The organism is Bradyrhizobium sp. WSM2793 (assembly GCF_000379585.1).
GTDB lineage: Bacteria > Pseudomonadota > Alphaproteobacteria > Rhizobiales > Xanthobacteraceae > Bradyrhizobium.
In genome coordinates this window covers 186,653-212,396 of record NZ_KB902768.1, presented here as the reverse complement: position 1 = coordinate 212,396, position 25,744 = coordinate 186,653, and the positions used below count along the sequence as shown (strand labels likewise).

At 64.4% G+C, this 25,744-nt stretch carries 18 protein-coding genes; 12 read left to right on the top strand and 6 right to left on the bottom strand.

Annotated elements, in window-relative coordinates:
- Positions 1-74 precede the first annotated feature (74 nt).
- Genes A3AS_RS0100905 through A3AS_RS0100895 form a run of 3 tightly spaced genes read right to left on the bottom strand, consistent with a single transcriptional unit; the run spans position 75 to position 5,726 of the window.
- Positions 75-3,449, bottom strand: coding sequence for an error-prone DNA polymerase (locus tag A3AS_RS0100905; protein ID WP_018315718.1), 3,375 nt, complete (start codon positions 3,447-3,449; stop codon positions 75-77).
- The gene (locus A3AS_RS0100900; protein ID WP_018315717.1) at positions 3,446-5,041 is read right to left on the bottom strand and encodes a DNA polymerase Y family protein; all 1,596 of its coding nucleotides are present in this window, start codon (positions 5,039-5,041) and stop codon (positions 3,446-3,448) included. Before A3AS_RS0100900 ends, A3AS_RS0100905 begins: the two co-directional genes overlap by 4 nt.
- Positions 4,938-5,726 carry an ImuA family protein gene (locus A3AS_RS0100895; protein ID WP_018315716.1) on the bottom strand — a complete coding sequence of 263 codons (789 nt, stop codon included), beginning with the start codon at positions 5,724-5,726 and terminating at the stop codon, positions 4,938-4,940. Before A3AS_RS0100895 ends, A3AS_RS0100900 begins: the two co-directional genes overlap by 104 nt.
- A gap of 162 nt (positions 5,727-5,888) precedes the next feature.
- Here A3AS_RS0100895 and A3AS_RS0100890 point away from each other — a divergent pair, with 162 nt between their 5' ends.
- The 3 genes from A3AS_RS0100890 (at position 5,889) to A3AS_RS0100880 (ending at position 10,293) form a co-directional block, all read left to right on the top strand.
- Complete coding sequence (locus A3AS_RS0100890; RefSeq protein WP_026201542.1) at positions 5,889-7,124, top strand: putative DNA modification/repair radical SAM protein; 1,236 nt, start codon at positions 5,889-5,891, stop codon at positions 7,122-7,124.
- Positions 7,124-8,566 carry a UdgX family uracil-DNA binding protein gene (locus A3AS_RS0100885; protein WP_018315714.1) on the top strand — a complete coding sequence of 481 codons (1,443 nt, stop codon included), beginning with the start codon at positions 7,124-7,126 and terminating at the stop codon, positions 8,564-8,566. Before A3AS_RS0100890 ends, A3AS_RS0100885 begins: the two co-directional genes overlap by 1 nt.
- A gap of 98 nt (positions 8,567-8,664) precedes the next feature.
- Positions 8,665-10,293 (top strand): inorganic phosphate transporter, encoded by a 1,629-nt coding sequence (locus A3AS_RS0100880; protein WP_018315713.1) that lies wholly within the window; start codon positions 8,665-8,667, stop codon positions 10,291-10,293.
- Positions 10,294-10,366: 73 nt separating this feature from the next.
- On the opposite strand, the gene A3AS_RS0100875 is transcribed toward A3AS_RS0100880, so the two are convergent.
- On the bottom strand, positions 10,367-11,539 hold the full coding sequence (locus A3AS_RS0100875; RefSeq protein ID WP_018315712.1) for a M20 aminoacylase family protein: 1,173 nt from the start codon (positions 11,537-11,539) through the stop codon (positions 10,367-10,369).
- A gap of 199 nt (positions 11,540-11,738) precedes the next feature.
- Between A3AS_RS0100875 and A3AS_RS0100870 the strand changes: the two genes are divergently transcribed.
- The 6 genes from A3AS_RS0100870 (at position 11,739) to A3AS_RS0100845 (ending at position 17,196) form a co-directional block, all read left to right on the top strand.
- Positions 11,739-13,358, top strand: a complete 1,620-nt coding sequence (locus A3AS_RS0100870) for a GMC family oxidoreductase (protein WP_018315711.1) — start codon at positions 11,739-11,741, stop codon at positions 13,356-13,358.
- A 62-nt stretch (positions 13,359-13,420) separates the two neighbouring features.
- On the top strand, positions 13,421-14,251 hold the full coding sequence (locus tag A3AS_RS0100865) for an alpha/beta fold hydrolase (RefSeq protein WP_018315710.1): 831 nt from the start codon (positions 13,421-13,423) through the stop codon (positions 14,249-14,251).
- A gap of 234 nt (positions 14,252-14,485) precedes the next feature.
- Positions 14,486-15,430 carry a metallophosphoesterase gene (locus A3AS_RS0100860; protein WP_018315709.1) on the top strand — a complete coding sequence of 315 codons (945 nt, stop codon included), beginning with the start codon at positions 14,486-14,488 and terminating at the stop codon, positions 15,428-15,430.
- A gap of 14 nt (positions 15,431-15,444) precedes the next feature.
- Positions 15,445-15,780 (top strand): cupredoxin family copper-binding protein, encoded by a 336-nt coding sequence (locus tag A3AS_RS0100855; protein WP_018315708.1) that lies wholly within the window; start codon positions 15,445-15,447, stop codon positions 15,778-15,780.
- Between the two features lie 103 nt (positions 15,781-15,883).
- Positions 15,884-16,435: a sigma-70 family RNA polymerase sigma factor gene (locus A3AS_RS0100850; RefSeq protein ID WP_026201540.1), complete on the top strand. Its 552-nt coding sequence runs from the start codon at positions 15,884-15,886 to the stop codon at positions 16,433-16,435.
- Entirely contained in the window at positions 16,432-17,196 is a 765-nt protein-coding gene (locus tag A3AS_RS0100845) for an anti-sigma factor (protein ID WP_018315706.1), read from the top strand. Before A3AS_RS0100850 ends, A3AS_RS0100845 begins: the two co-directional genes overlap by 4 nt.
- Before the next feature lie 123 nt (positions 17,197-17,319).
- On the opposite strand, the gene hpnO is transcribed toward A3AS_RS0100845, so the two are convergent.
- Positions 17,320-18,711: an aminobacteriohopanetriol synthase HpnO gene (hpnO, locus tag A3AS_RS0100840; protein WP_018315705.1), complete on the bottom strand. Its 1,392-nt coding sequence runs from the start codon at positions 18,709-18,711 to the stop codon at positions 17,320-17,322.
- A gap of 141 nt (positions 18,712-18,852) precedes the next feature.
- Here hpnO and A3AS_RS0100835 point away from each other — a divergent pair, with 141 nt between their 5' ends.
- Positions 18,853-19,488, top strand: a complete 636-nt coding sequence (locus A3AS_RS0100835) for a DUF2147 domain-containing protein (RefSeq protein WP_018315704.1) — start codon at positions 18,853-18,855, stop codon at positions 19,486-19,488.
- Here A3AS_RS0100835 and A3AS_RS0100830 read toward each other — a convergent pair.
- On the bottom strand, positions 19,456-22,044 hold the full coding sequence (locus A3AS_RS0100830; RefSeq protein ID WP_018315703.1) for an MMPL family transporter: 2,589 nt from the start codon (positions 22,042-22,044) through the stop codon (positions 19,456-19,458). The two genes, A3AS_RS0100835 and A3AS_RS0100830, sit on opposite strands and share 33 nt — an antisense overlap.
- A 462-nt stretch (positions 22,045-22,506) precedes the next feature.
- Here A3AS_RS0100830 and ispH point away from each other — a divergent pair, with 462 nt between their 5' ends.
- Complete coding sequence (gene ispH, locus A3AS_RS0100825) at positions 22,507-23,433, top strand: 4-hydroxy-3-methylbut-2-enyl diphosphate reductase (RefSeq protein WP_018315702.1); 927 nt, start codon at positions 22,507-22,509, stop codon at positions 23,431-23,433.
- Between the two features lie 36 nt (positions 23,434-23,469).
- Positions 23,470-24,630, top strand: a complete 1,161-nt coding sequence (gene hpnH / locus A3AS_RS0100820; protein WP_018315701.1) for an adenosyl-hopene transferase HpnH — start codon at positions 23,470-23,472, stop codon at positions 24,628-24,630.
- Positions 24,631-25,744: the final 1,114 nt, after the last annotated feature.

Here is a 25,744-nt window from a genome sequence, read left to right as displayed (position 1 = left end):
GGAGGTGGGCACGGCGCTTAGGCGCCTTTGCCCACCCTACGGCAGCCGTACGTGGCAGCACTCCGCGCCACCCCTCAATGAAAATCCCGCGATGGCGGCAGGATGCGGACGTTGCGGGGGTGGCGGTGTTTTTGCGCCGGCATGTCCGTGAGCGCGCGAGGGTCTTCGTTAAGCGGCTCGACCACGGTGGCACCTGCCGGCACCGGATGCTTGCGGCTCGGGGCGTCGTTGGCGAGGCCGACCAGATCGTGCGAGCGATCGATCATGCGCTGGGCGATGAGATGCGTCACCTTCTCGGGACTGCTCTGGATATAGCCTTCGACCAGGATGAGGCGCGCGCCCATCACCTCTTTCCGGTACTGCTCCATGATCTTGGGCCACACCACGACATTGGCGATGCCGGTTTCGTCCTCCAGCGTCATGAACACGACGCCGCTGGCGCTGCCCGGCCGCTGCCGCACCAGCACCACGCCGGCGCAGCGGACGCGCCGCCGCTCGTTCGCGTGGCTGACATCCTTGCAGGCGACGACGCGCTCGCGCGAAAACATCTCGCGCAAGAATTCCATCGGGTGCCCCTTCAGCGATAGCCGGATGGTCTGGTAGTCCGCGACCACCTGCTCGGAACGCGGCATCACCGGCAGCGGTTGCGCGTGCTCGTCCGGCTGCTCGCGCGCGGTCGCCGCCTCGAACAGCGGCAGCGGCACGTCGTCGGGCAGCCGCCGCACCTGCCACAGCGCCTCGCGACGGTCGAGCCCGAGCGAGTGAAACGCGTCGGCATCGGCCAGCAGGATCAGCGCGCGCTTGGGCAGGCCGGTGTCGCGGGCGAAATCCTCCAGCGAGGTGAAGGGGCGACGGTTACGGGCGGCGATGATGCGGTCGGCCCAGTCCTCCTGAGTGACGTAGACTTTGCCTTGCCGCTTCGCCTGCTCCTTCTTGAGGACCTCCTCATCGGGATCGAGCCAATGGAAGCCGTCGATCTGGCGAAAGCCAAGGCGGACGGCACAATACCTGCCGTCAGTATTCTCCAGCGTGTTCTGCGCAAAACTATAGGACACGTCGATATCGCGCACCTCGACGCCGTTCTTGCGGGCATCGCTGACGATCTGTGCCGGCGCATAAAAGCCCATCGGCTGCGAGTTCAGGAGGCCACAGCAGAAGGCGTCGGGGTGATGATATTTCAGCCATGACGAGATGTAGACGAGCTGGGCGAAGCTCGCGGCGTGGCTCTCCGGGAAGCCGTAGGAGCCGAAGCCCTTGATCTGGTCAAAGCAGCTTCTGGCAAAGTTGGCATCGTAGCCGCGCGCGACCATATTGCCGATCAGCTTCTCCTCGTATTGGCCAATGGTGCCGACATTGCGGAAGGTCGCCATCGAGCGGCGCAGGCCGTTGGCTTCCTCGGACGTGAACTTTGCCGCCTCGATCGCGATACGCATGGCCTGCTCCTGGAACAGAGGCACGCCCTTCGTCTTGTGCAGCACCTTGTAGAGCTCGTCCGCGGGGCCATGCTCGGGCGATGGCGAGGGATAGGTCACTTTCTCAAGCCCGTTCCGCCGGCGCAAATACGGATGTACCATGTCGCCCTGGATCGGACCCGGGCGCACGATGGCAACTTCGATGACGAGATCGTAGAAGGTCCGCGGCTTCAGGCGCGGCAACATGTTCATCTGGGCGCGGCTCTCGACCTGGAACACGCCGAGCGATTCCCCGTCACACAGCATGTCGTAAACCTTGGGGTCGTCCTGTGGAACGCTCGCCAGCACAAAACGCTCGCCTTTGTGGTCTGCGATCAGATCAAAACATTTCCGGATGCAGGTCAGCATGCCCAGCGCGAGCACGTCGACCTTCATCATGTTGAGCGCGTCGACGTCGTCCTTGTCCCATTCGATGAAGGTGCGGTCGTCCATCGCCGCGTTGCCGATCGGGACATAGGTGTCGAGCCGGTCCTGGGTCAGCACATAGCCGCCGACATGCTGGGAGAGATGGCGGGGGAATTCGATCAGCTCGGTCGCAAGCTCGACAGCAAGGTTGATCATGGGATTTTGTGGATCGAGCCCGGCCTGCCTGACCTGCATGTCGTTGAGACCCTTGCCCCAGCTGCCCCAGACGGTGTCGGCGAGCGCGGCAGTGACGTCCTCGGTCAGGCCCAGCGCCTTGCCGACGTCGCGGATGGCGCTGCGCGGGCGATAGTGGATGACCGTTGCGATGATCGCGGCACGATGGCGGCCGTAGCGGCGATAGACATATTGCATCACCTCCTCGCGCCGGGAATGCTCGAAATCGACGTCGATGTCGGGCGGCTCCAGCCGCTCCTTGGAGATGAAGCGCTCGAACAGCAGATCGACCTTGGTCGGATCGACCGAGGTAATGCCGAGCACGTAGCACACCGCCGAATTCGCCGCCGATCCCCGCCCCTGGCACAGAATGTTCTGGCTGCGCGCGTAGTGCACGATGTCGTGCACGGTGAGGAAATAATGTGCGTATTTCAGCTCGGCGATCAGCGCGAGCTCTTTGTTCAACGTCGCGCGTAGCTTGTCGTCGATCTTACCTCCAAAATATTTATCGACGCCCGCCCAGGTCAAATCCTCCAGATGCCCTTGCGCGGTCTTGCCCGGCGGCACCGGCTCGTCCGGATACTGGTATTTGAGCTGGTCGAGCGAGAAGTCGATCTTCCCCGCAAAACGCATGGTCTCCGCGATCGCCTCGGGGATATCGCGGAACAGCCGCGCCATCTCCCTGGGCGTCTTCAGAAACCGCTCGGCATTGGCTTCCAGCTTCCGTCCGACTGCCTCGATCGTGGTCTTTTCCCGGATGCAGGTCAGCACGTCCTGAAGCGGACGGCGACCGGGATCGTGATAAAGCACCTCGTTGGTCGCGAGCAGCGGCACTTTTGCTTCGGCGGCGAGGTCATCGAGCCGTGCCAGGCGGCGCCGGTCGTCGCCGCGATAGATCAAGCTCGCGGCCAGCCACACGCCTTCGGCGCGGCTCGCCTTTAGCTTTGCAAGCACATCCAGCGCCTGCGCCGGCTCGAAGCGATGCGGCAACGTCAGGACCAGGAGCTGGCCTTCCGAAAATTCCAGGAGATCGGCGAAGGTGAGACGGCACTCGCCCTTCTCGATCCGCGTGATGTCGTCGCCGCGCTTGCCTTTGGTCAGGAGCTGGCACAGCCGGCCATAGGCGGCGCGGTCGCGCGGGTAGACAAAAATGTCGGGCGTGCCGTCGATGAAGACGATGCGCGCACCGATCAGCAGTTTCGGCTTGTGCAACACCTTGTCATTGTCGAGCTCATTCCAGGCCCGCACCACGCCGGCGAGCGTGTTGTGGTCGGCGATTCCGATCGCGGGAATGCCGAGCTTGCTCGCCTGATGCACATAGGCACGCGGATCCGAGCCGCCGCGCAGGAAGGAGAAGTTCGTGGTGATGCCGATCTCGGCATAGGCGGGGCTATTCATGCGAAAAGACCGTGCACATACCAGCCTGGAGAAGCAGGCTCGCCGTCGCCGTCGAACACCTCCCCCTCGTAAAGTCCGTCGCGAAAAATCCAGAAGCGCAGGCCCTCGGCGTCCTCGATGCGAAAGTAATCCCGCGTCAGCTGCTTGCCGTCCTGCCGCCACCATTCCATCGCGATACGCTCGGGTCCTTCCACCCGCACCACGGCATGCAGCGCGCGGCGCCAGGTGAACTGATGCGGCGGACCATCCGGCACGGCCGCGAACGGCACCTTGATCGGCTCCGGCTTGTCGAACAGCCTTAAGGGACGCAGCGGCGGCTCGCTTTCGGTCCGTGCCGGCCATTCGGCCTGCATGGCGGCGGCGAGATGATGCTGCGCCGGCGCGGCCATCACAGCGCATTCGGGGATATGGGTATCCTCAGGCAGGTGCACGACGACGCGCTTTCCGCCGATGCGCGCGGCGATGCGGTCGATCAGCGCGGCAAGCTCGTCATTGTCGTGGACATGGGCGTCGAGATCGCGCTGCTCCTGCACCACGATCTCGGTCCGGCTCGCCGACAGGCGAACCATGTCGAAGCCGAAACCGGGATCCAGCGGATCGGCGAGCGCGTCGAGGCGCTCGCGAAACAGCCGGTCGATCACCGCGCTTCGCGTCACCGGACGTCCGGTCTCGACCATGATCGCGCGCACCACGCCGTCGGTGCGGAAGAACGCGGCTTCCAGCCGGCGCGCGCCCTTGCCCTGCTTCTCCATCGACGCGATCAGCGTATCGGCGAGCCGCGACAGCGTCATTGCGATCATGGTGTCGGTCGCGATCGGCTCGGCGAAACGCTTCTCAACGATGTAATCGGGCAACGGCTTACGCGGGTTGATTGGCGCATCGCCCTGCCCTAGCGCATGTGCGAGCAAGGTTGAGAACCGCGCCCCGAACCGCGCCGTGATCTCGCTCGGCGAGCGCGCGGCGACGTCGCCGATGGTCTTGAGGCCGGCGCGGCGCAGACCGGTGGTGATGGCTTCGTCCGCACCGAGCGCGGACACCGGAAACCGGCTGATCGCCCTCGCCTCTTCGCCATCGGCAACGATGGTGCCCGTGGCCTGCCGCGTCAGCGTGCGCGCGCAGACCGAGGTGCCGGCGATTGCCGCGCTGACGGCAAAGCCTTGTCGGCCGAGCGCCCGAACCAGCGCTTGCAGCAACGCAGCCTCGCCGCCGAACAGATGCGCACAGCCGGTGATGTCGAGGAACAGCCCATGCGGCGGGTCGAGCGCGACCAGCGGCGTGAAGCGGTCGCACCAGTCGGCGATGTCGCTAAGCGTCTTCGCATCGGCCGCGACATCGGCATCGAACACTTTCAGGTCCGGGCACATCGCCCGCGCATTGGCCAGCGGCTGACCGATGTACAGGCCGAGGCGCTCGGCAGCCTCGTCCAGCGCATGGATCACCAGCGCATTGTTGTCCTTGATGACGACGATGCTCGGCTCATTATTGGTTTTACCCAGCCCGGCGCTGTTGAAGAAACGCTGGATCCGGTCGATGGGCAGGCGCGGCAGCCACAGGCTGAGAATACGTCGACGGTTCACTGAACTGGCACTCATCACAATTCCATTCCATGATCCACCGGCCGCAGGGGCCATGACGATTACGCAAGAGTTCGGCATCGAAACGCGGCGCGCCCCATGCGTCCCACACCGATCCCGGCGGCGAATGCGCCGCGCGCAGCATCCACCGTGTCTCCGCGGTCGAAGGCAGCGGCTGCGCCGCCATCCGCAGCATCAGGCCGGTGACGCCGGAGCTTTGCGCGGCCAGCGTCAGCTTGCGGCTCGCCACGAGATCGAACTGCCTGGTCTCGCCCCAGAGCTCGAGCACGACGGCGCCGAGCGCATCGCAAGCGAGCGCATCGGCCGAGGTACGCAGCGCGCTCTCGACATCGGCGGCGCGCACCATCACCACGCGGCGCGGATCGAGGCCGAGCTCGGCGAGCCCGCTCATCGACAGCGCGCCTGCCTCTATCTCCAAGAAATCCTGCCGTACCCACAGCAACGGCCGCTGCGCCGAGACGCGCCCGGCAAGCCCCATGACGAAGCCGGTCGCGGCCGTCCCCTGCCGTCCCTCACAAAACACCTCGTGGATCGCCGCGCGCGCGAGCCCGCCCTTCAGCGCGTTGTCGGCTTCGCTATGACCGAGTGCGACGCGATCGTGCGGATGCACGACCGTCGCCGTCTCGATACGCTCGATCTGGCCGCGCAAGGTCGCAAGCGCGCTTGTCCGTGCGCCGCTCATGCTCGCCGCTCCTTCAGAGGTGATTGCCGATGGCTCTCAAAAGAGAACAAGCGGCTGGCTCATTTGTTCATGATATGTTCTAATATAAAGCTAACGGCGCGTAGAGAGTCAATCGAATTGGCGCGCAAGCGGATTCATGAGCTGAATCAAAGGGATTCCAAGATGGACGTACAACGCAAGCTGGAAATCCTGGCTGACGCCGCCAAATACGACGCGTCCTGCGCCTCCAGCGGCACCGAGAAGCGGGATTCCAGCGACGGCAAGGGCATGGGTTCGACCGCGCCCGGCATGGGCATCTGCCATTCCTATGCGCCGGATGGACGCTGCATCTCGCTGCTCAAGGTGCTGCTGACCAACGCCTGCAATTACGATTGCCTCTATTGCGTCAACCGCGCCTCCTCGAACGTGCCGCGCGCCCGCTTCACCGTCGACGAATTGGTCAAGCTCACGCTCGACTTCTACCGTCGCAACTACATCGAGGGCCTGTTTCTCTCCTCCGGCATCATCCGCAGCCCCGACTACACCATGGAGCAGGTGGTGAGCGTCGCGCGAAAGCTGCGCGAGGAGCATCACTTCCGCGGCTATATCCATCTCAAGACCATTCCCGAGGCCGACGATGCGCTGATCGCGGAAGCCGGCAAATATGCCGATCGTCTCTCCATCAACATCGAGATGCCCGAGGAGACGAGCCTGCAGCAATTCGCGCCGGAGAAGGACGTGCGCGCGATCCGCCGTACAATGGGCCGGCTGCGGCTGAAGCTCGACGAGGCCGAGGAAGGCCGCAGTGCGAAGACCAGGGCGAAGCCGCAGCGCTTCGCGCCGGCGGGCCAAAGCACGCAGATGATCGTCGGCGCTGATGCTGCCTCCGACCACACCATTCTCCACACCAGCGCCAATCTCTACGGCGCCTACCGCCTGCGGCGCGTCTACTACTCCGCCTTCAGCCCGATCCCCGACGCCAGCCGCGCCTTGCCTCTGGTGCAGCCGCCGCTGCTGCGCGAGCACCGGCTCTACCAGGCCGACTGGCTGATGCGGTTCTACGGTTTCGATGTCGGCGAGATCGTCGACGACAGCGCGATGCTGCCGCTCGACATCGATCCAAAACTCGCCTGGGCGCTGCGCCATCGCGACCGCTTCCCGCTCGACGTCAACCGCGCCAGCCGCGAGGAGCTGCTGCGCGTGCCGGGCTTCGGCACCAAAACGGTCGAGCGCATCATTACGACGCGGCGCACCACCACGATCCGTCTCTCCGATCTCGCGCGGCTGCACGTGCCCAAGCACAAGGCCCTGCCATTCATCGTCCTCAGCGATCACCGCCCCTCGCCGCATCGTCTCGATGCCGCCGGGCTGATCGAGCGCTTCAAGCCGAAAGCAACACAATTGGGATTTGGCTTCTGATGCAGTACATCACTCTCGACAACCAAACCGATTTCGACGGCTGGCGCAAAGCCGCGCGCAGCCTCGTGCTTCATCATGTGCAGCCGACCGATGTCAGCTGGACCGTGCGGGGCGGCGAAGCCGATTTGTTCGCGCCGCAAGCGCCGTCTCCGATCCTCGAGGTGAACGACGGCACCTTCAATGTCTCCGCAAAATTTGTCGAACTCGCCCAGGCCGCAATCCTGCACCGCGATATCAAGCGCTTTGCGATCCTCTATCGGCTGCTGTTTCGGCTGAAGGACAACCACGACCTCATCGAGGTCGCGACCGACCCTGATGTCGCGCAGGTCACGGCGATGGCGCGAGCGGTCCATCGCGACGAGCACAAGATGCACGCCTTCGTCCGCTTCCGCGAGATCGGACGCGAGCGCGCAGCGCATTACGTTGCCTGGTTCGAGCCGGAGCATCACATCGTCGAGCTTGCAGCCCCATTCTTCGCAAAACGCTTTGCCGACATGCCCTGGTCGATCCTGACGCCGGGCCTCTGCGCGCATTGGGACGGCCACGCGCTCGCGTTCACGCCGGGCGTCAGCAAGAGCGAAGCGCCGGGCGAAGACCGGCTGGAGGAAACCTGGCGGCGCTATTACGCCAGCATCTTCAATCCAGCCCGGCTCAAGGTGAAGGCGATGCAGGCCGAGATGCCGAAGAAATATTGGAGGAACCTGCCCGAGGCTTCGATCATTAAGCCCTTGATCGAGGACGCCGAACGCATGACCGGCGCCATGATCGCCAATGCCGCAACCGAGCCGCACAAGCCTCAGAAGCGGCCGGAGGCTCCGATGAAACGCAAGCGAGCTGCCGACGATCTCGAAGCGCTCCGCGAGGAGGCCGCGCATTGCCGCGCCTGCCATCTCTACAAGGACGCGACCCAGACCGTGTTCGGCGAAGGCCCGAGATCCGCCAACATCATGCTGGTCGGCGAGCAGCCCGGCGACAAGGAAGATCTCGCCGGCCATCCCTTCGTCGGTCCGGCCGGCCAGATGCTCGACCGTGCGCTGGAGGAGGCCGGTGTCGATCGCAAGAAGGTCTATATCACCAATGCGGTGAAGCACTTCAAATTCGTGCCGCGCGGAAAGATCCGCCTGCACCAGAAGCCGAATACGCCGGAGATCCGGGCCTGCCGGCAATGGTATGAGCGGGAAGTCTTGGCAATTCAGCCTGATCTGATCGTGGCGATGGGTGCCACCGCCGCGCAAAGCGTGTTCGGCAAGATCACCCCCATCGGCAAGACCCGCGGCCGGCTCATCGACCTTCCCGACGGACGCAAAGCGTTGGTGACGGTGCACCCGTCCTATCTGCTGCGGCTGCCCGATCCGGAAGCCAAGGTGCAGGAATATCAGCGCTTTGTCGACGATTTGAAGATCGCTGCCGGCTTGCAGAAGAGAGCCGCGCGGGCCGCCTAAATACTGGCAGGAAAACGGTTTTCAACCGCCGCTTGTCATCCAGCCTTCAAATCAATCGCGGACAATACCCTTACTTCAAAGTTAAGGGGCGTCCAGACATGACCGATGTAGCATTCGACCGCGCGGTAGCCGATCCCGCGCCGATCCAGCCGGCCTCGCGGCCAAATCTCGACAAGGGCTTCAATCCGCTGACGATGATCCTGTTCTTCGGCATCCTCGCCGCGGGCCTGCTGTTCGTCGCCTACAGCATCTATGTCGACGTCAACGCGACCGGCGCGCGCGTGACGAGCTACCTGCCCTACATCCTGTTGTTCGTCGCGCTGCTGATCGCGCTCGGCTTCGAATTCGTCAACGGCTTCCACGACACCGCCAATGCGGTGGCGACCGTGATCTACACCCATTCGCTGCCGGCCGAAGTCGCGGTGATGTGGTCGGGCTTCTTCAACTTCCTCGGCGTGCTCATGTCCTCCGGTGCGGTCGCCTTCGGCATCGTCTCGCTGCTGCCGGTCGAGTTGATCCTGCAGGTCGGCTCCAGCGCCGGCTTCGCGATGGTGTTCGCGCTGCTGATCGCCGCGATCCTGTGGAATCTCGGCACCTGGTTCTTCGGCCTGCCCGCCTCCTCGTCGCACACGCTGATCGGCTCGATCATCGGCGTCGGCTTCGCCAACGCCGTCATGCGCGGCCGCGACGGCACCTCGGGCGTGGACTGGACTAAGGCGACCGAGATCGGCTACGCGCTGCTGCTGTCGCCGCTGTTCGGCTTCATCTGCGCTGCGACGCTGCTGCTGCTGCTCAAGTTCGTCGTGCGCAACCCGGCCCTGTATGCCGCGCCCGAGGGCAACAAGGCGCCGCCGCTCTGGATCCGCGGCCTCTTGATCGCGACCTGCACCGGTGTCAGTTTCGCGCACGGCTCGAACGACGGCCAGAAGGGCATGGGCCTGATCATGCTGATCCTGATCGGCACCGTGCCGACGGCCTACGCGCTCAACCGCGCGCTGCCGGAATCCCAGGTCGCCCAGTTCCAGAAGGTCTCGGATGCTGCTTCCAAGGTGATCGCGGCCAAGGGTGCCGGTCACTCGATCATCGGCGATCCCCGTCCTGCGGTGACGCAGTACATCACCTCGCACCACATCAGCGAAGGCACCTACCCCTCGCTGTCGGTGCTGGTGAAGGATGTCGGCGACCAGGTCGCGAAATACGGCTCGCTCAACAAGGTGCCGGCGGAAGTGGTCGGCAACACCCGTAACGACATGTACCTGACCTCGGAAGCGATCCGCTTCCTGATGAAGGACAAGGAAAACGACCTCAACAAGGAAGAGGTCGCGACCTTGAACGCCTACAAGGGCGGGCTCGACAGCGCCACGAAGTTCATCCCGACCTGGGTGAAGGTCGCCGTCGCCATCGCTCTCGGCCTCGGCACCATGATCGGCTGGAAGCGCATCGTCATCACGGTCGGCGAGAAGATCGGCAAGAGCCATCTGACCTACGCGCAAGGCGCCTCGGCCGAGCTGGTGGCCGCCGCTACGATCGGCGCCGCCGACGTGTTCGGCCTGCCGGTCTCCACCACCCATGTGCTGTCATCCGGCGTCGCCGGCACCATGGCCGCGAACGGTTCGGGCCTGCAAATGGCGACCATCCGCAATCTGTTGATGGCCTGGGTCCTGACGCTGCCCTGCGCGATCATGCTGTCGGCCACGCTCTACGTGATCTTCTCGCGGATCTTCTGAGCAATCACGCTCCTCAAAGACAAAGGGCCCGTGCGATGCACGGGCCCTTTTCATTTGCGCTTGAAGCTCGGCGTTACGACGCCGCCAGCGATTCCTCGACCAGCTTGACCCAGTAGGACGTGCCGAACACGATCGCCTCGTCGTTGAAATTGTAGGCGGGGTGATGCAGGCCGGCGCTGTCGCCGTTGCCGCAGAAGATGAAGGCCCCGGGGCGCGCTTCCAGCATGTAGGCGAAATCCTCGCCGCCCATCAGCGGCGGCATCTCGTGCACGTTGGCATCGCCGGCAACCTGTTTTGCAATGCGCCGCGCCACCTCGGTCTCCGCGGCGTGGTTGTTCACCACGGGATAGTTGCGCTGGTAGCGCAAGTCGATCTTGGCGCCGGTGATCTGTGCGACGCCCGCCACCACCTCATGCACGCGCTTCTCGACCAGCTTGCGCACCTCGGGCGAGAGCGTACGGATGGTGCCCTTCAGCGTCGCGGTCTGCGGAATGACGTTGCGGGCGTTGCCGGCGTGGAATTCGCAGATCGAGATCACGGCCGATTCCAGCGGATCGACGCTGCGCGCGACGATCGACTGCAGCGCGGTGATAACCTGCGCGCCGACCAGCACGGAATCGACGCATTTGTGCGGACGCGCGGCATGACCGCCGAGGCCCTCGATCATGATATCGACCTCGTCGGTCGCTGCCATGATCGGGCCCGGCCGGATCGCGAACGAGCCGATCGGAATACCGGGGCCATTGTGCATGCCGTAGACCTGCTCGATGCCGAAGCGCTCCATCAGGCCGTCCTTGACCATGGCCGCGCCACCGGCGCCGCCCTCCTCGGCGGGCTGGAAGATCACGACCGCATCGCCGGCGAAATTGCGGGTTTCGGCGAGGTAGCGGGCGGCCCCGAGCAGCATCGCGGTGTGGCCGTCATGGCCGCAGGCGTGCATCTTGCCCGGGGTCTTGGAGGCGTAAGGCAGGTTGGTCTGCTCCTCGACCGGCAGCGCATCCATGTCGGCGCGCAGGCCGATCGTCTTGAGCCCCTCGCCGGCCGGCTTGTTGCCCTTGATCACACCGACCACGCCGGTCTGGCCGAGCCCGGTGACGACCTCGTCGCAACCGAACTCGCGCAACCGGTCCGCGACGAATGCTGCAGTGCGATGAACATCGTACAGCAGCTCGGGATGCTCGTGGATGTCCCGGCGCCAGGCCTGAATATCGGGTTGAAGGTCGGCGACGCGGTTCACGATGGGCATGGAGGGTCTCAAGCTTTGTTGAAAATGCAGGATTGTCTACCATGCAAGCGCCAGTCCACCCAACTGCCGCGGGCCGAGGGTAACCCTGTCCTCTCGTCATGGCCGGGCTTGTCCCAGCCGTCCACGTCTGACTATTAGAACAGAAAGTGCGTGGATGCCGGGACAAGCCCGGGCATGACGCCGGTTGGGTGGAAGCAGAATGCCGAGACGGCTCGAAGGTGAATTTGACTACATTGTCGTCGGGGCCGGTACGGCGGGCTGCATCGTCGCCAACCGGCTGTCGGCCAATCCCGGCAATCGCGTCCTCGTCCTCGAAGCCGGCGGCGACGACAACTGGATCTGGTTCCACATCCCGGTCGGCTATCTCTTCGCGATCGGCAATCCGCGCTCGGACTGGATGTTCAAGACCGAGGCCGAGCCTGGCCTGAACGGCCGTTCGCTCGCCTATCCCCGCGGCAAGGTCATCGGCGGCTGCTCGGCGATCAATGCCATGATCTCGATGCGCGGCCAGGCCGCGGACTATGACCACTGGCGACAGCTCGGCATGACCGGCTGGGGTTATGACGACGTGCTGCCGCTGTTCAAGAAGCTCGAAGACCACTTCCTCGGCGCCAGCGAGCATCACGGCGCCGGCGGCGGCTGGCGCATCGAGGCGCCGCGGCTGTCCTGGGACGTTCTCGATGCCGTCGGCGATGCCGCCGAGGAGATGGGCATCAAGCGCATCCCGGATTTCAACACCGGCGACAACGAGGGCACCAGCTATTTCCACGTCAACCAGAAGCGCGGTCGGCGCTGGTCCTCAGCGCGCGGCTTCCTCAAGCCTGCGCTGAACCGCCAGAACCTGCGGCTCGAGAAGCATGTGCTGGTCGACCGCGTCATCATCGAGCAAGGCCGAGCCGTCGGCGTGCGTTTCATCCAGAACGGCGAGATGATCGAAGCGCGAGCGAAACGCGAGGTGGTCCTGTCGGCCGGCTCGATCGGCTCGGTGCAGGTGCTGCATCGCTCCGGCATCGGCCCCGCCGACTGGCTGTCGCCGCTCGGTATCGACATTGTCATGGACAAGCCCGGCGTCGGCCGCAATCTGCAGGATCACCTACAGCAGCGTGCGATCTACAAGGTCGAGGGCGTGCGCACGTTGAACGAGACCTATTACAATCTGTTTCGCCGCGGATTGATGGGCCTCGACTACGCCTTCCGCCGCCGCGGTCCCCTGACCATGGCGCCGTCGCAACTCGGCATCTTCACGCGCTCCGACGCGACGCGCGCCCGCGCCAACATCCAATTCCACGTGCAACCGCTGTCGCTCGACAAGTTCGGCGATCCCCTGCACCGTTTCCCCGCCATCACAGTCAGCGCCTGCAATCTCCAGCCGACCTCGCGCGGCACCGTGCGGCTGCGTTCGGCGAGCCCTGACGAGAAGCCGATCATCGCGCCGAATTATCTGTCGACCGACGACGACCGCCAGGTCGGCGCCGATGCCATCCGCACCACGCGCCGCCTGATGCAGCAGAAAGCGCTGGCACGATACCGCCCGAGCGAATATCTGCCCGGCCCCTCCGTCGGCGACGACGATGCATCGCTCGCAAAGGCTGCCGGCGATATCGGCACCACCATCTTCCACCCCGTCGGCACGGCGAAGATGGGCGCGGTGAGCGATCCCATGGCAGTGGTCGACGAACGCCTGCGATTCTACGGGCTCGAAGGCCTGCGCATTGTCGATGCTTCGATCATGCCGACCATCACCTCCGGCAACACGAATACGCCGACGGCGATGATCGCCGAGAAGGGCGCGACGATGATTTTGGAGGATGCGAAGTAGCATCCTGTCGCAAGATCAATCCTCACCGCTTTTCAATCGGCCCCGCCGACGCAGCGATCGCCATGCTGCAATGGGGTGAAAGCGGCAAGCCGCCTGCTCTGCTCGTGCATGGCACCGGTTTCGTCGCCGACGTCTGGGACGAAGTCGCGCGCGAGCTAGCATCGAACTATACGGTCTATGCGCTCGACCGCCGCGGCCATGGCGCCAGCCACAAGCCCGGCGCCTATCACTTCCTGGACTATGCCGAGGACGTCTGCCGGGTGATCGATGCACTCGAGCTGCGCGACGTCTACGGCATCGGCCACAGCGCCGGCGCGACCGACCTTCTGCTGGCGGCAAAGCTCTTGCCCGGACGCTTCACACGCCTGTTCGTGATGGAGCCAACCATCATGGACCCGCGCGCGGCGCGCCCCGGAGGGTTGGGAGAGGAATCCCTGTCGCGAGTCCAGGGCACGCTGCGCCGGCGCGCCGAATTCGACAGTGCCGAGGCCGTCTACGAACGCTATCGCACCGCGCCGGCGTTTGCGGATTGGACCGAGACCTCGCTGCGGGCCTATGTGCGCCACGGCTTCGTGCCGCTCGACGATGGCCGGGTGCGGCTCTGTTGCACGCCGGAGATCGAGGCCGCAATCCTGCGTCCGATCTACGAGGCGATGGAGCAGGTCTATGTCGGCGATGCCCGCGGTAATCCGTTTGCCTCGCTCACCGAAATCGACTGCCCGGTGCGCGTCACGACCGCGGCGAAGTCGGGCCCGATCTACTGGGAGATGGCGCGACGCGCGGTGTCGCTGATTCCGCGCGTCAGCACGTTCGTCTTTGAAGACGCCGGGCACTGCGTGGCACAGGAAGTGCCGGAGCGCGTGGTCGAAGCCGTCAGAGATTTTTCGAAATAGGTCTCGTGCCCCGGACGCGCTGCAGCGTGCAACGCTGCTGCGCTGGCCGGGGCCCATCTCGCCACGTCCCGTGAAGCCTTCTGGGTCCCGGCTCTGCGCAGCAACGCTACGCGTTGCAGCGCGTCCGGGACACGAATCACCTCACGAAATCGTCATCACCTCCCGCGAATAAGCCTCCCCCTCCCCCGATCACCTCCTCTGAAAGCCCAATTCCGGGCGACGTGGAGAGATGCGATGAGCGGACATGATCACGGCGGCGACGGCGTCAGCCGCCGCAAGGTGCTGGAATGCATGACCTGGGCCGGCACCGGGGTGCTCTGGACCGTCACCGGCGGTGTGCCGCGCTCGCTCGGCATCATCGATTCCGCACAGGCTGCGACGGCAGCCGCGCCCGGCATGAGCTTCCTCCAGATCAGCGACAGCCATGTCGGCTTCGACAAGCCGGCCAATCCCAACGCACTCGGCACGCTGGAGGAGGCTGTGGGCAAGATCAACGCGATGCCGGCCAAACCGTCCTTCATGATCCATACCGGCGACATCACGCATCTGTCCAAGGCCGCCGAATTCGACAATGCCGAGCGCATCATCTCGCAGAGCAAGCTCGATGTGCACTACGTGCCCGGCGAGCATGACTTCCTCGACGAGGAGGTGAAGTTGTATCGCGAGCGCTATGGCCGCGGCACCAAGGGCCAGGGCTGGTATTCCTTCGATGCCGGCGGCGTGCACTTCATCGGCCTCGTCAACGTCGTCGACCTCAAGGCCGGCGGCCTCGGCAATCTCGGCGCCGAGCAACTTGCCTGGCTCCAGGACGATCTGCGCGGCAAGTCGAAATCGACGCCGATCGTGCTGTTCGCCCACATCCCGCTCTGGACCGTCTATCCGGAATGGGGCTGGGGCACCGAGGACGGCGGCCGCGCGCTGGAACAGGTGAAGGGTTTTGGCTCGGTCACCGTGCTGAACGGACACATTCACCAGGTGATGCAGAAGGTCGAGGGTAACGTCACCTTCCACACCGCGCGCTCCACCGCCTTCCCGCAGCCGGCGCCGGGAGCCGCCGCCTCGCCCGGACCGATGAAGGTCGAGGACGCCAGGCTCCGCGGCATGCTCGGCGTTGCCAGCATCAACTTCAAGCAGAACGAGCAGCGGCTCGCGATCATCGACACGCCGCTCCAGGGCTAAGGTGGAAGCTGACAATGAAGACCCTCAACCGCCGCGCCTTCGGCGTCGATCTCGGCCTCGCTCTGGCCGCGGCCATCCTGCTGCCCGCAACAAGCGCTCGTGCCGACGACATGGAGATCCATATCGACAATTTCGTCTTCCAGCCGGCCGAGCTCAAGATCAAGGCCGGCACCACCGTGACCTGGACCAACCGGGACGACATCCCCCACACCGTGGTGTCGGCCGGCAAGTTCAGGTCCAAGACCCTGGACACTGACGACAAGTTCTCTTTCACCTTCACCAACGCGGGCGATTACAAGTATTTTTGTTCGCTGCACCCGCACATGACGGGGATGATCAAGGTTGAGTAACGTCTCCAACCAAGGCATCAACGTCTTGCCCGGCCGGTGGTCCCACGCCGGCCGGGCTCCTGCGTCTTCGGCGACATCAGGCGAAACGGCAAAGCGAGCGGCGATGCCACCGACAAGCGACGATCTGGACAAGGCGCAACGCTTCCGCGAAGCGGCGCTGCCCCATCTCGACGACGTCTACACGCTCGCGCGCTATCTGCTGCGCGACGCCTCCGACGCGGAAGATGCGGTGCAGGAGTGCTATCTGCGCGCGCTGAAGCACTTCGACAGCTATCGCGGGCCGGCGATGAAGCCATGGCTGTTCGCGATCCTGCGCAATGTCTGCAACGCCGAATATGCGCGGCGCGCGCATCGGCCCAGCGCGATCGAGGACACGCCCGGCGCCAACGAGCAGACGCCGATATGGCAGGAGAGCGAGGCAAGTCCCGAGACCGAAGTGCTGCGCAGCCGCGATGCTGGCGCCATCCGCAGGCTGATCGACGCGCTCGCCGAACCGTTCAGGGAAGCCTTCGTGCTGCGCGAGATCAACAACCTGTCCTATCGTGAAATCGCCGAGACCATCGGCGCGCCCATCGGAACTGTGATGTCCCGCCTCGCTCGCGCCCGTACACTGCTGCGCGCGGCCTGGACGGCGGAGGAGGAACAAGCGAAATGACCTGCGACGAAGCAAGGATCCTGCTTCACGCGCTGCTCGACAACGAGCTCGATGCCGGCCACGCGCGCGAGGTCGAAGCCCATATCGCCAGCTGCCCGGACTGCGCGGCGGAGCTTGCCGCACAGCGCGAGATGCAGGGTGTGCTCGCCAATACCAGTCTGCGCTACACCGCGCCGGCAAGCCTGCGCACGCGGATCGAGGCCTCACTGCCCGAGCGGCAACGCCAGCCCAGCCGCCGCTCCGTGCTGCGTGGCTTTGCGATGGGCTCGGCGGTCTCCGCGCTCGCCGCAACCGGAATCGTCGCCATCGTGCTGCGCCAGGACGACCAGCAGCGCATCCTCTCGGAGGTCGTCTCCGCGCATCTGCGCTCGCTGCAGGCTGGCCACCTCACCGACGTGATCTCGACCGACCAGCACACGGTCAAGCCGTGGTTCAACGGCAAGCTCGATGTCGCCCCGCCCGTGATCGACCTCACCGCGCAGGGTTTTACCCTGGTCGGTGGCCGGCTCGACTATATCGACGCCCGCGCCATCGGCGCCGTCGTCTACAAGCGTCGCCAGCACGTCATCAATTTGTTCGTGGCGCAGACCGCGAGCACCGAGCATCGGCCGCCGAAGACCCAGACCATGCAGGGCTTCAACTGCCGCCGCTGGGGCGAGCGCGGCCTGAATTTCTGGGCCGTCAGCGATATCGGCGCCGACGAGCTGGCCGAGTTCGTCGACAAGTTCGAGACAGCGATGAAGGCGAATGTGGAGGGGTAGAACTAACGCACAACGTCATTGCGAGGAGCGCAGCGACGAAGCAATCCAGGCTGTCTCCGCCGAGATAGTTTGGATTGCTTCGCTTCGCTCGCAATGACGATTGCCGGGATAGCTCGGCCGAATTCAGGCCGACCTTCTCACCGCGTTGTCCACCAGCGTCTTGCCGAGCGACCAGATCGCGCCGGGGACCTTATGGCTGCCGGCGATGACGTCGTCGAACGCCTTTTCGATCCAGCTGCAATCTTCCTCGGTGATGGTGAGCGGCGGCAGCAGCTTGATGGTGTGGCTGCCGTGACCGGCCACTTGCGTGAGGATCTTGTGGTCCTTGAACAGCGGCACGGTGATGAGCTGGCAGAACAGGCCCTTGTTGGCTGTCTCCAGCACGTTCCAGGAGGCGCGCAGCCGCAGCGACTTCGGCGGGCCGAACTCGACGCCGATCATCAGGCCCTTGCCGCGCACTTCCTTCATCAGCTCATAGCCGGGCACCATGCGCGTCAGCGCGAGGCGCAGCTCGGCGCCGCGCTTGGCGGCGGACTCGATCAGCTTCTCTGACTCCATCACGTCCAGCGTGGCGATGCCTGCGGCCATCGCGAGGTCGTTCTTGGAGAAGGTGGAGCCGTGCACCACAGCGCGGTCCATCTGGTTGAAGATCTTGTCGAAGATGGCCTTGCGCGTCAGCACCGCGCCGACCGGCACGTGGCCGCCAGATAGTGACTTCGACAGCAGCACCATGTCGGGCTCGACGTTCCAATGCTCGACCGCGAGGAAGCGGCCGGTGCGGCCCATGCCGGTCTGGATTTCGTCGGCGACGAACAGCGTGCCGTACTTCTTGCAGAGCGCGGCCGCGCCCGGCAGGAACTCGTCGGTGGGCATGTTGACGCCCTTGCCCTGGATCGGCTCGACCACGAACGCCGCGACCTCGCGCGAGGCCAGCGCCTTTTCCAGCGCGGCCAGATCGTTGAACGGGATCGAGGTGCAGCCCGGCAGCAGCGGCTCGAAACCGGTGCGGAAGTTCGAATCACCCGTCAGCGACAGCGCGCCATAGGTCAGGCCATGATAGCCGTGGGCGCAGTAGACGATGCCGGGGCGGCCGGTGGCGCCGCGCGCGAACTTGATCGCGGCTTCGACGCATTCGGCGCCGGAATTGGCGAAGAACGCCTTGTCCAGATAGGGGACATATTTCAGCAGCCGCTCGGCGAGCACACCGGCAAGCACGGAGACGTCGAACTGGACGAGGTTGGGCAGGTCGGCATCGAGCACGCTCTTGAGAGCGTCGCGCATGACCGGATGATTGCGCCCGATCGCAAACACGCCAAAGCCGGACAGCAGGTCGAGATAGCGCGCGCCGTCGCGATCGTAGAGATACTGCCCCTGCCCCTTCTGGAAGCCGACATCGTAGCCGATGGTCTTGAGAACCCGAACGAACTGCTCGTTCAGATACCGATTATGCAGGGTGCTGCGCTGGGCCTGACGGTCCGCGAAAAGCTCAGACATGTCTGGATTTGGGCTGTGCATCCGTTACATACTTCGGTTGAGGGCCGTCTCGTCAACTGAAAAGGGACCGTTACTGAAAACGGTCTGTGCGGCCTTTTGCCCTTTTTCGGACCATCTTCGCAAGCACAGCTTTAGCCCATGTTGCACTGCCAAGGAACTATCATGCGTTTAGCCCTTTACACCGGACTAATACTGGTTGGCGGTTACACCTGCCTGACCCCGGCGCTCGCCGCGGATCCCACCGGCGACTGGCGGGTTGCCGACGGCGTCGCCAACATTCGCGTCGCCCAATGCAATGGCAGCATGTGGGGCGCGGTTTCCTGGGAAAAGCAGCCCGGCGGCCGCGACGAGAACAATCCGGATGCCTCGAAAAAGACCAGGCCGACGCTGGGCATGGCGACGCTGATCGACATGAAGAAGAAGCCCGGCGCCGATCAGTGGGAAGGGCAGGTCTACAACGCCAAGGACGGCCAGCTCTATAGCGCCACCATCACGCCGGCCGGCGCCGACCAGCTTGAAATCAAGGGCTGCGTGATGGGCTTCCTCTGCGGCGGCGAGACCTGGACCCGGGTCGGCCCGCCGATCCCCTTGAGCACCGCCAATGCCATGGCCAAGGGCGCGCCCAAGTCCACCGGCGCGGCGCCGAAGGCTCAGGGCACGATGGGCGCGACAGCGGCGCCTGCGCCGGCGGCGGCCCAAAAGAGCGCCACCGCCCCTGCAAAGCCGGGTCAGAAAGGTGCCGCCGATCCGGTCGGCGACATCTGCCTACTCCCTGAGATTGCGGGGTTTGCCCATTAGGGCCGGCTGGAACAGCAGCACGGCGGCGAGCGTCGTCACCAGCGAGAGTGCCAGCAGCTTGCCCATGCTGGACGTGCCGGGATGGCTCGACAGCCACAGGCTGCCGAATGCGGTCGCCGTCGTCAGCGCGCTGAAAAAGATCGCACGCGTCAGGCTGGTCTGGAGCAGGTTTGTCCTGCCCGAGCGCCAGGCCACGACATAGTAGATCTTGAAGGCGACGCCGACGCCGAGCAGCAGCGGGAACGCGACGATGTTGGCGAAGTTGAGCGGCAGGCCGATCAACACGCAGATCTCGAGCGTCACCGCGCCGGCAACCAGGAGCGGCACCAGCGTCATCAGCACGTCGACGAACCGCCGCAACGTGATCCACAGCAAGAGGCCGATCACCAGCAGCGCGTAGATGCCGGCGTGGATGAACGCCCGCACCACGGTGTCGCCGGATTTCAGGATCGAGACCGGCCCGCCGATCGCGGTCGGCTCGGCAACGAGCACCGCCGCTGCAAATCTGCGCAGCGTGTCGTTGTCGTTGGGATCGCCCTTGGGCAGCGCCTCGACGCGGATGATGCCGTCCTTGCTCTTCCAGGCGCTGACGAGATCGGGCGGCAGTGAGCTCAGGGTGACGGGCCCGGCCTGCATCGCGTTCCTGAGCTGGTCGAACACGATCTTCATCGGTGTGACGAACACGTCTTGCGCCTTGTTGCGCGTGGCCTCGTCGCCATTGGCGAGCTTTTCGAGCGCGTCTGCCAGACGGCGCGAGGCGATCGAGCCCGGCCCCTTCGCATCGCCCGCGGTCCGACGCAGATTGTCGACCGAGGATTTCAGCGCCTCGACGTTTTCCTTGTCGGTCGGCGCCGCATCGATCTGGTCAGGATTGAGTGCGGGGTTCAGCACCTTGGCGCCCTGCGCGAGCAGCTTCAGCTTCGGCGGCTGATCCTCCGGCACGAAGCTGTTGAGCGACATCACCCGCAGCACCTCGGGGACCTTTTCGAGCTTCGCTTCGACCTGCTTCGCCTGCTCCTCGGACGTGGTCATCACGTTGATGGCATTGGCGCCGGTGTTGGGATCCTTGCGCAGGTCGAGGAAGGTCGCGATCGATTCCGCCCTCGGGTTGCGCAGGTTCATCGGGTTGAAGTCGAACTTCATGAAATAGAGCAGCGGCAGGCCGGCGAGCGCCAGCAGCAGCGTGCCGCCCACGACCAGCACGCGGTGCTTCTCCAGAAAGTGATCGAGCGGCGCCAGGAAGGCGTAGCCGACCGGCTCCTTCTCGCCGGGCGGATTCAGCAGCTTCAGCATGGCCGGCAGAACGGTGATCGAGGAAAGGAACGCCACCAGCATGCCGACGCCGGCGATCTGGCCCAGCTCCGCGATGCCCTTGTAGTCGGTCGGCATGAAGCAAAGGAAGCCGGCCGCGGTCGCCATCGCCGCGAGCGACAGCGGCACCGCCGAGCGCTTCGCCGCCAGCACCAGCGCGCCCGTGAGATCGTTGTGCTTGTAGCGCTCGGAGCGGTAGCGGACGCTGTACTGGATGCCGAAATCGACGCCGAGGCCGACGAAAAGCACCGCGAATGCGATCGACAGCAGATTGAACGATCCGACCATCATCAGGCCGGCCGCGGTCGTCAGCGCGAGGCCGACGAAGAGATTGACGAACACCGCGAAGATGATCTTCGACGAGTGCAGCGCAAGCCACAGGATCAGCAGCACGACGAGGACCGTGCCGACGCCGTTGACGACGGCGCCTTCCTGGACGGTCGCATATTCCTCGTTGGCGATCGGGACCGGACCGGTCAGCCGCACCCGCGCCTGGTATTTGGTCGCAAAATCCAGATCCACTGCGGCCTTGCGGATCGCGTCGGTGGCATCCTTGCCGGGCTCCAGCGCGTTGTAGTCGAGGATCGGCTTGAACTCGATGAAGGCGCGCTTGTCCGAATCCTTCAGCGGCTCGTCGCTGACGAGCTCGCGCCAGGAGAAGCTCGCATTGCCCTTGTTGAGCACGGTCTCGACCGTCTGCGCGATCAGGTTGAACGGACGCTCGGTGTTGTCGAGCTTGACCTGCCCGCGCTTGACGCCGGCGAGTCCCGTCTCCAGCGCACCGGTCAGGCCGCGGATCGAGGGATCGCCAGCCATGATCTCGATCAGGGGCGCTGCAGATTCGAATTGACTGGTGATCTTGCCGACCTCTTCGGTCGGCAGGAACAACAGTCCGTTCTTTTCGAAGAACTCGCCGCTGCCGAGCTGCTGCAGGGACTGGAAGTTGGTCTTGTCGTCCTTCAGCCTGGCATAGAGCGCGTCCGCCGCGGCGCTCGTCATCTCCGGGGTCCGGGCCTCGATCACAGCCAGGATCGTTTCGTTTTGATCGAACGCCTTGTCGAACTGCTGGTCACGCTTGCGCCAGTCGAGGTTCTGGGAAATCAGCGAATTGATGTCGGTGTTGATGGCGAAGTGGCGCGCAGCGTAATAGCCCGCTCCCACCGACAGCAGGAGCCCGAGAACGACGACGAGGGAGGCAAACCGGGTGCAGGCCCTGACGATGGCAACGACTACGCTTTGCAGCACTTCTTTTCTTTCTGCGGTTAACAGCTTGCCGGAAACGCCCGCTGTTTATCGGAGTTCCCGGGCGAAACCTATTGCTGTTTTGAGAGGCTCTCGCCGCCAGAAGGTTCGAGGTAAACGGCGGCAGACCGTGGCAAAATCATGCGGGGCGGTCGGTATAGCCGGGGAGTTGAGGCGGGAACGTGACGAAGGGCTGGTCACTGATGTCGCTGGCTTGCATACACCCACGTCTCTACTATAATACCGTAAAATCGGCTCGGCAGGGAACCCAGGTCCATTCGAGCTTTCCTTACCGCCGATTTTTTGACACAAAGTATTGCGCCTCCATGCGCCGGAGCCCCGACGGGGGTGGGTGGCTACCGCGTGCGCGGACCAATGGTGCGGATATTGCAACGCATTGGTCAGTATCGAGGTGCCGCCGGGACTTACGAAGCGGATTGGTGCAACTTGCGTGATGGGCGACCAATGGAAGTTTATCTGGCGCAACCGCGCGGCTTCTGCGCGGGCGTGGTGCGTGCGATCGAGATCGTGGAACGGGCGCTGGAGAAGTACGGCCCGCCCGTCTACGTGCGCCATGAGATCGTGCACAACAAATACGTCGTCGAGAGCCTGAAAAACAAAGGCGCCATCTTCGTCGAGGAGTTGTCGGAGGTGCCGCCGAAGGCGGTGACGGTCTTCAGCGCTCACGGAGTCGCCCGCAGCGTCGAGGAAGAGGCCGCCGCGCGCGACCTTCCCGTGCTCAATGCCACCTGCCCGCTGGTCACGAAAGTTCACAATCAGGGGAAGCGCTACATCACCAAAGGCCGCACGCTGATCCTGATCGGCCATGCCGGCCACCCCGAGGTCGAGGGCACGATGGGCCAGGTTCCCGCCCCCGTGCTGCTTGTCCAAAGCGTTCAAGAGGTTACGGCCCTGACGCTGCCGGCGGATACGCCAGTGGCCTACATCACCCAGACCACCCTGTCGGTCGACGACACCAAGGATATCATCGCGGCCCTTCAGACCCGCTTTACAGATATTCAAGGTCCGGATATCCGGGATATCTGCTATGCGACACAGAACCGCCAATCTGCGGTAAGGGACTTGAGCAAGCTGGTCGACGTGATCTTGGTGGTGGGCGCTGCCAATAGCTCGAATTCGAACCGGCTTCGCGAAATCGGCACCGAAGCCGGCGTTGCGAGTTATTTGATTGCCGACGGCAGCGAGCTCAATCCGGAGTGGTTGAAAAATGCCAGGACCGTCGGCATCACGGCCGGCGCTTCGGCGCCCGAGGTACTCGTGGATGACGTGATCGAAGCGATGCGGCGAATCGGACCGGTCAAGGTCCAGGTGTTGCCGGGCCGCGAGGAAAACATCGAATTCCGGCTTCCGGCCCAACTGGCTGCGAGCTGACCCACCCGAATTGAAAAGCCCAGAAAGAAACTTGTAATGGCCATCCCCTTCTTCAAGGAAATGCGTATCGGCGGCTATTTGCTCAAGCAGAAACTGCTTGGCCGCAAGCGCTATCCGCTCGTGCTGATGCTGGAGCCGCTGTTTCGCTGCAACCTCGCCTGCGTCGGCTGCGGCAAGATCGATTATCCGGATGCGATCCTCAACCGCCGCATGACCGCGCAGGAGTGCTGGGACGCGGCCGACGAGTGCGGCGCGCCGATGGTCGCCATTCCCGGCGGCGAGCCGCTGATCCACAAGGAGATCGGCGAGATCGTGCGCGGCCTCGTTGAGCGCAAGAAGTTCGTCTCGCTCTGCACCAACGCGCTGCTGCTCGAGAAGAAGCTCGATCTGTTCGAGCCCTCCCCGTATCTGTTCTTCTCCGTGCATCTCGACGGCCTGAAGGACCATCACGACAAGGCGGTGTCGCAGAAGGGCGTGTTCGACCGCGCCGTCTCCGCAATCAAGGCGGCCAAGGCGCGCGGCTTCACTGTCAACGTCAACGCCACCATCTTCGACGGCCATCCGGCCGAGGAGATCGCGAAGTTCCTCGACCTCACCGTCGAGCTCGGTGTCGGCGTCTCGATGTCGCCCGGCTACGCCTATGAGCGCGCGCCGGACCAGGAGCACTTCCTCAACCGCACCAAGACCAAGAAGCTGTTCCGCGACGTCTTTGCGATGGGCAAGGGCAAGAAGTGGAATTTCATGCATTCCGGCCTGTTCCTGGACTTCCTCGCCGGTAACCAGGAATACGAGTGCACGCCCTGGGGCATGCCCGCGCGCAATATCTTCGGCTGGCAGAAGCCCTGCTACCTGCTCGGTGAAGGCTACGCCAAGACCTTCAAGGAGCTGATGGACACCACCGACTGGGAGACCTACGGCACCGGCAAGTACGAGAAGTGCGCCGACTGTATGGCCCATTGCGGCTACGAGCCGACCGCGGCGACCGCAGCCCTCAACAACCCGCTGAAGGCGATGTGGGTGTCCCTGCGCGGCATCAGGACCTCTGGTCCCATGGCGCCGGAGATCGACATGAGCAAGCAGCGCCCGGCGCAGTACATTTTCTCGGCGGAAGTGCAGAAGCGCCTGTCGGAGATCCGCAAGGACGAGGCCGAGGCCGCGCAGGCAAAGGCCGCGCAGAAGGCTTCGACGGCGGCGTAAAGCGCCAATCATATCTACAACCGAGAAAGGCCCGATCGCCAACGCGACCGGGCCTTTGTCTTGTGCGCCGTCAGACGAGCGGCCCGTGTCCCGGACGCGCTGCAGCGCTCTTTGCGCTGCTGCGCAGAGCCGGGACCCAGCAGCCGCGTGCTGTATCGATGCATGGGCCCCGGCTCTGCAGCGCATCGTCGAACCGGACGATGCTTCGCATCGCCGGGGGGACGCTGCGCTGCGTCCGGGGCACGAGTCGCGAATGTGTTGCCCGCTCTCTCCACGCCGTCATCGCGAGGAGCCCTTGCGACGAAGCAATCCAGAATCCTTCCGCGGAAAGATTCTGGATTGCTTCCGCCTTCGCCAAAGGCTTCGGCGGACAAGTCGCTGCGCTCGCAATGACGGAGAGGGCGGCACCAGCTTGCTTTTGCCATGCGCTCTTGCTCGCAGACACGCGTCAACATTCTCGCGGCTTCTTTCGCCCGAGCTTTGCTGTTCGTTCGCGCCCCATGAAAGCCAAAGGGCGCAGGGAAGGCCGGGCGCCGGCGGCACCCGAGTCCGTGCGCAATAGAAGTGCACACGGGGTGGACTACAGGTGTGCCGGTCGCCCGGCCTTCCCTGCGCGGATGGTTTTAACGGCGTCCTTCGCGCTCTCCCCGGGGAGCGATGCACTATTGCCCCCGTCGCGTTGCGGCTGGTCGATGCACGCGCCCGGTCGGGCCGCCGCATCACCGCAAGGCTTGACGCCAGCCTGCGGGCGTCAGGACCACACGACTTCTCCGTCCGCGGACGGTCTGGCCTGATCGCCGAGAGCTAGCGTGTGCTCGCCCCCGGACGACGACAAAAACCGCTGTGACCACGCCGTTCGTCCCGCGATGCTTATGACTCGCGGTTGCCCGCCCTGTCATCGCCTCTCGCGCCGGCGCTGCCGCGTCCACCGCACCCGACCCGCATCTCGTGACGATCGCGAAGCCCCCCTCTGGGAGGGCCGGGATAAGCGCTCTATGCCATAAATCCGAAATTCTTGAAAGTAGAATATTTTTGTGGGGAGGGGTTGACGGGCTTGGGGTGTTTTGCCCGACGCCTCTCGCTGGCAACTGCACCCCCGTATGAACAGGTGCAG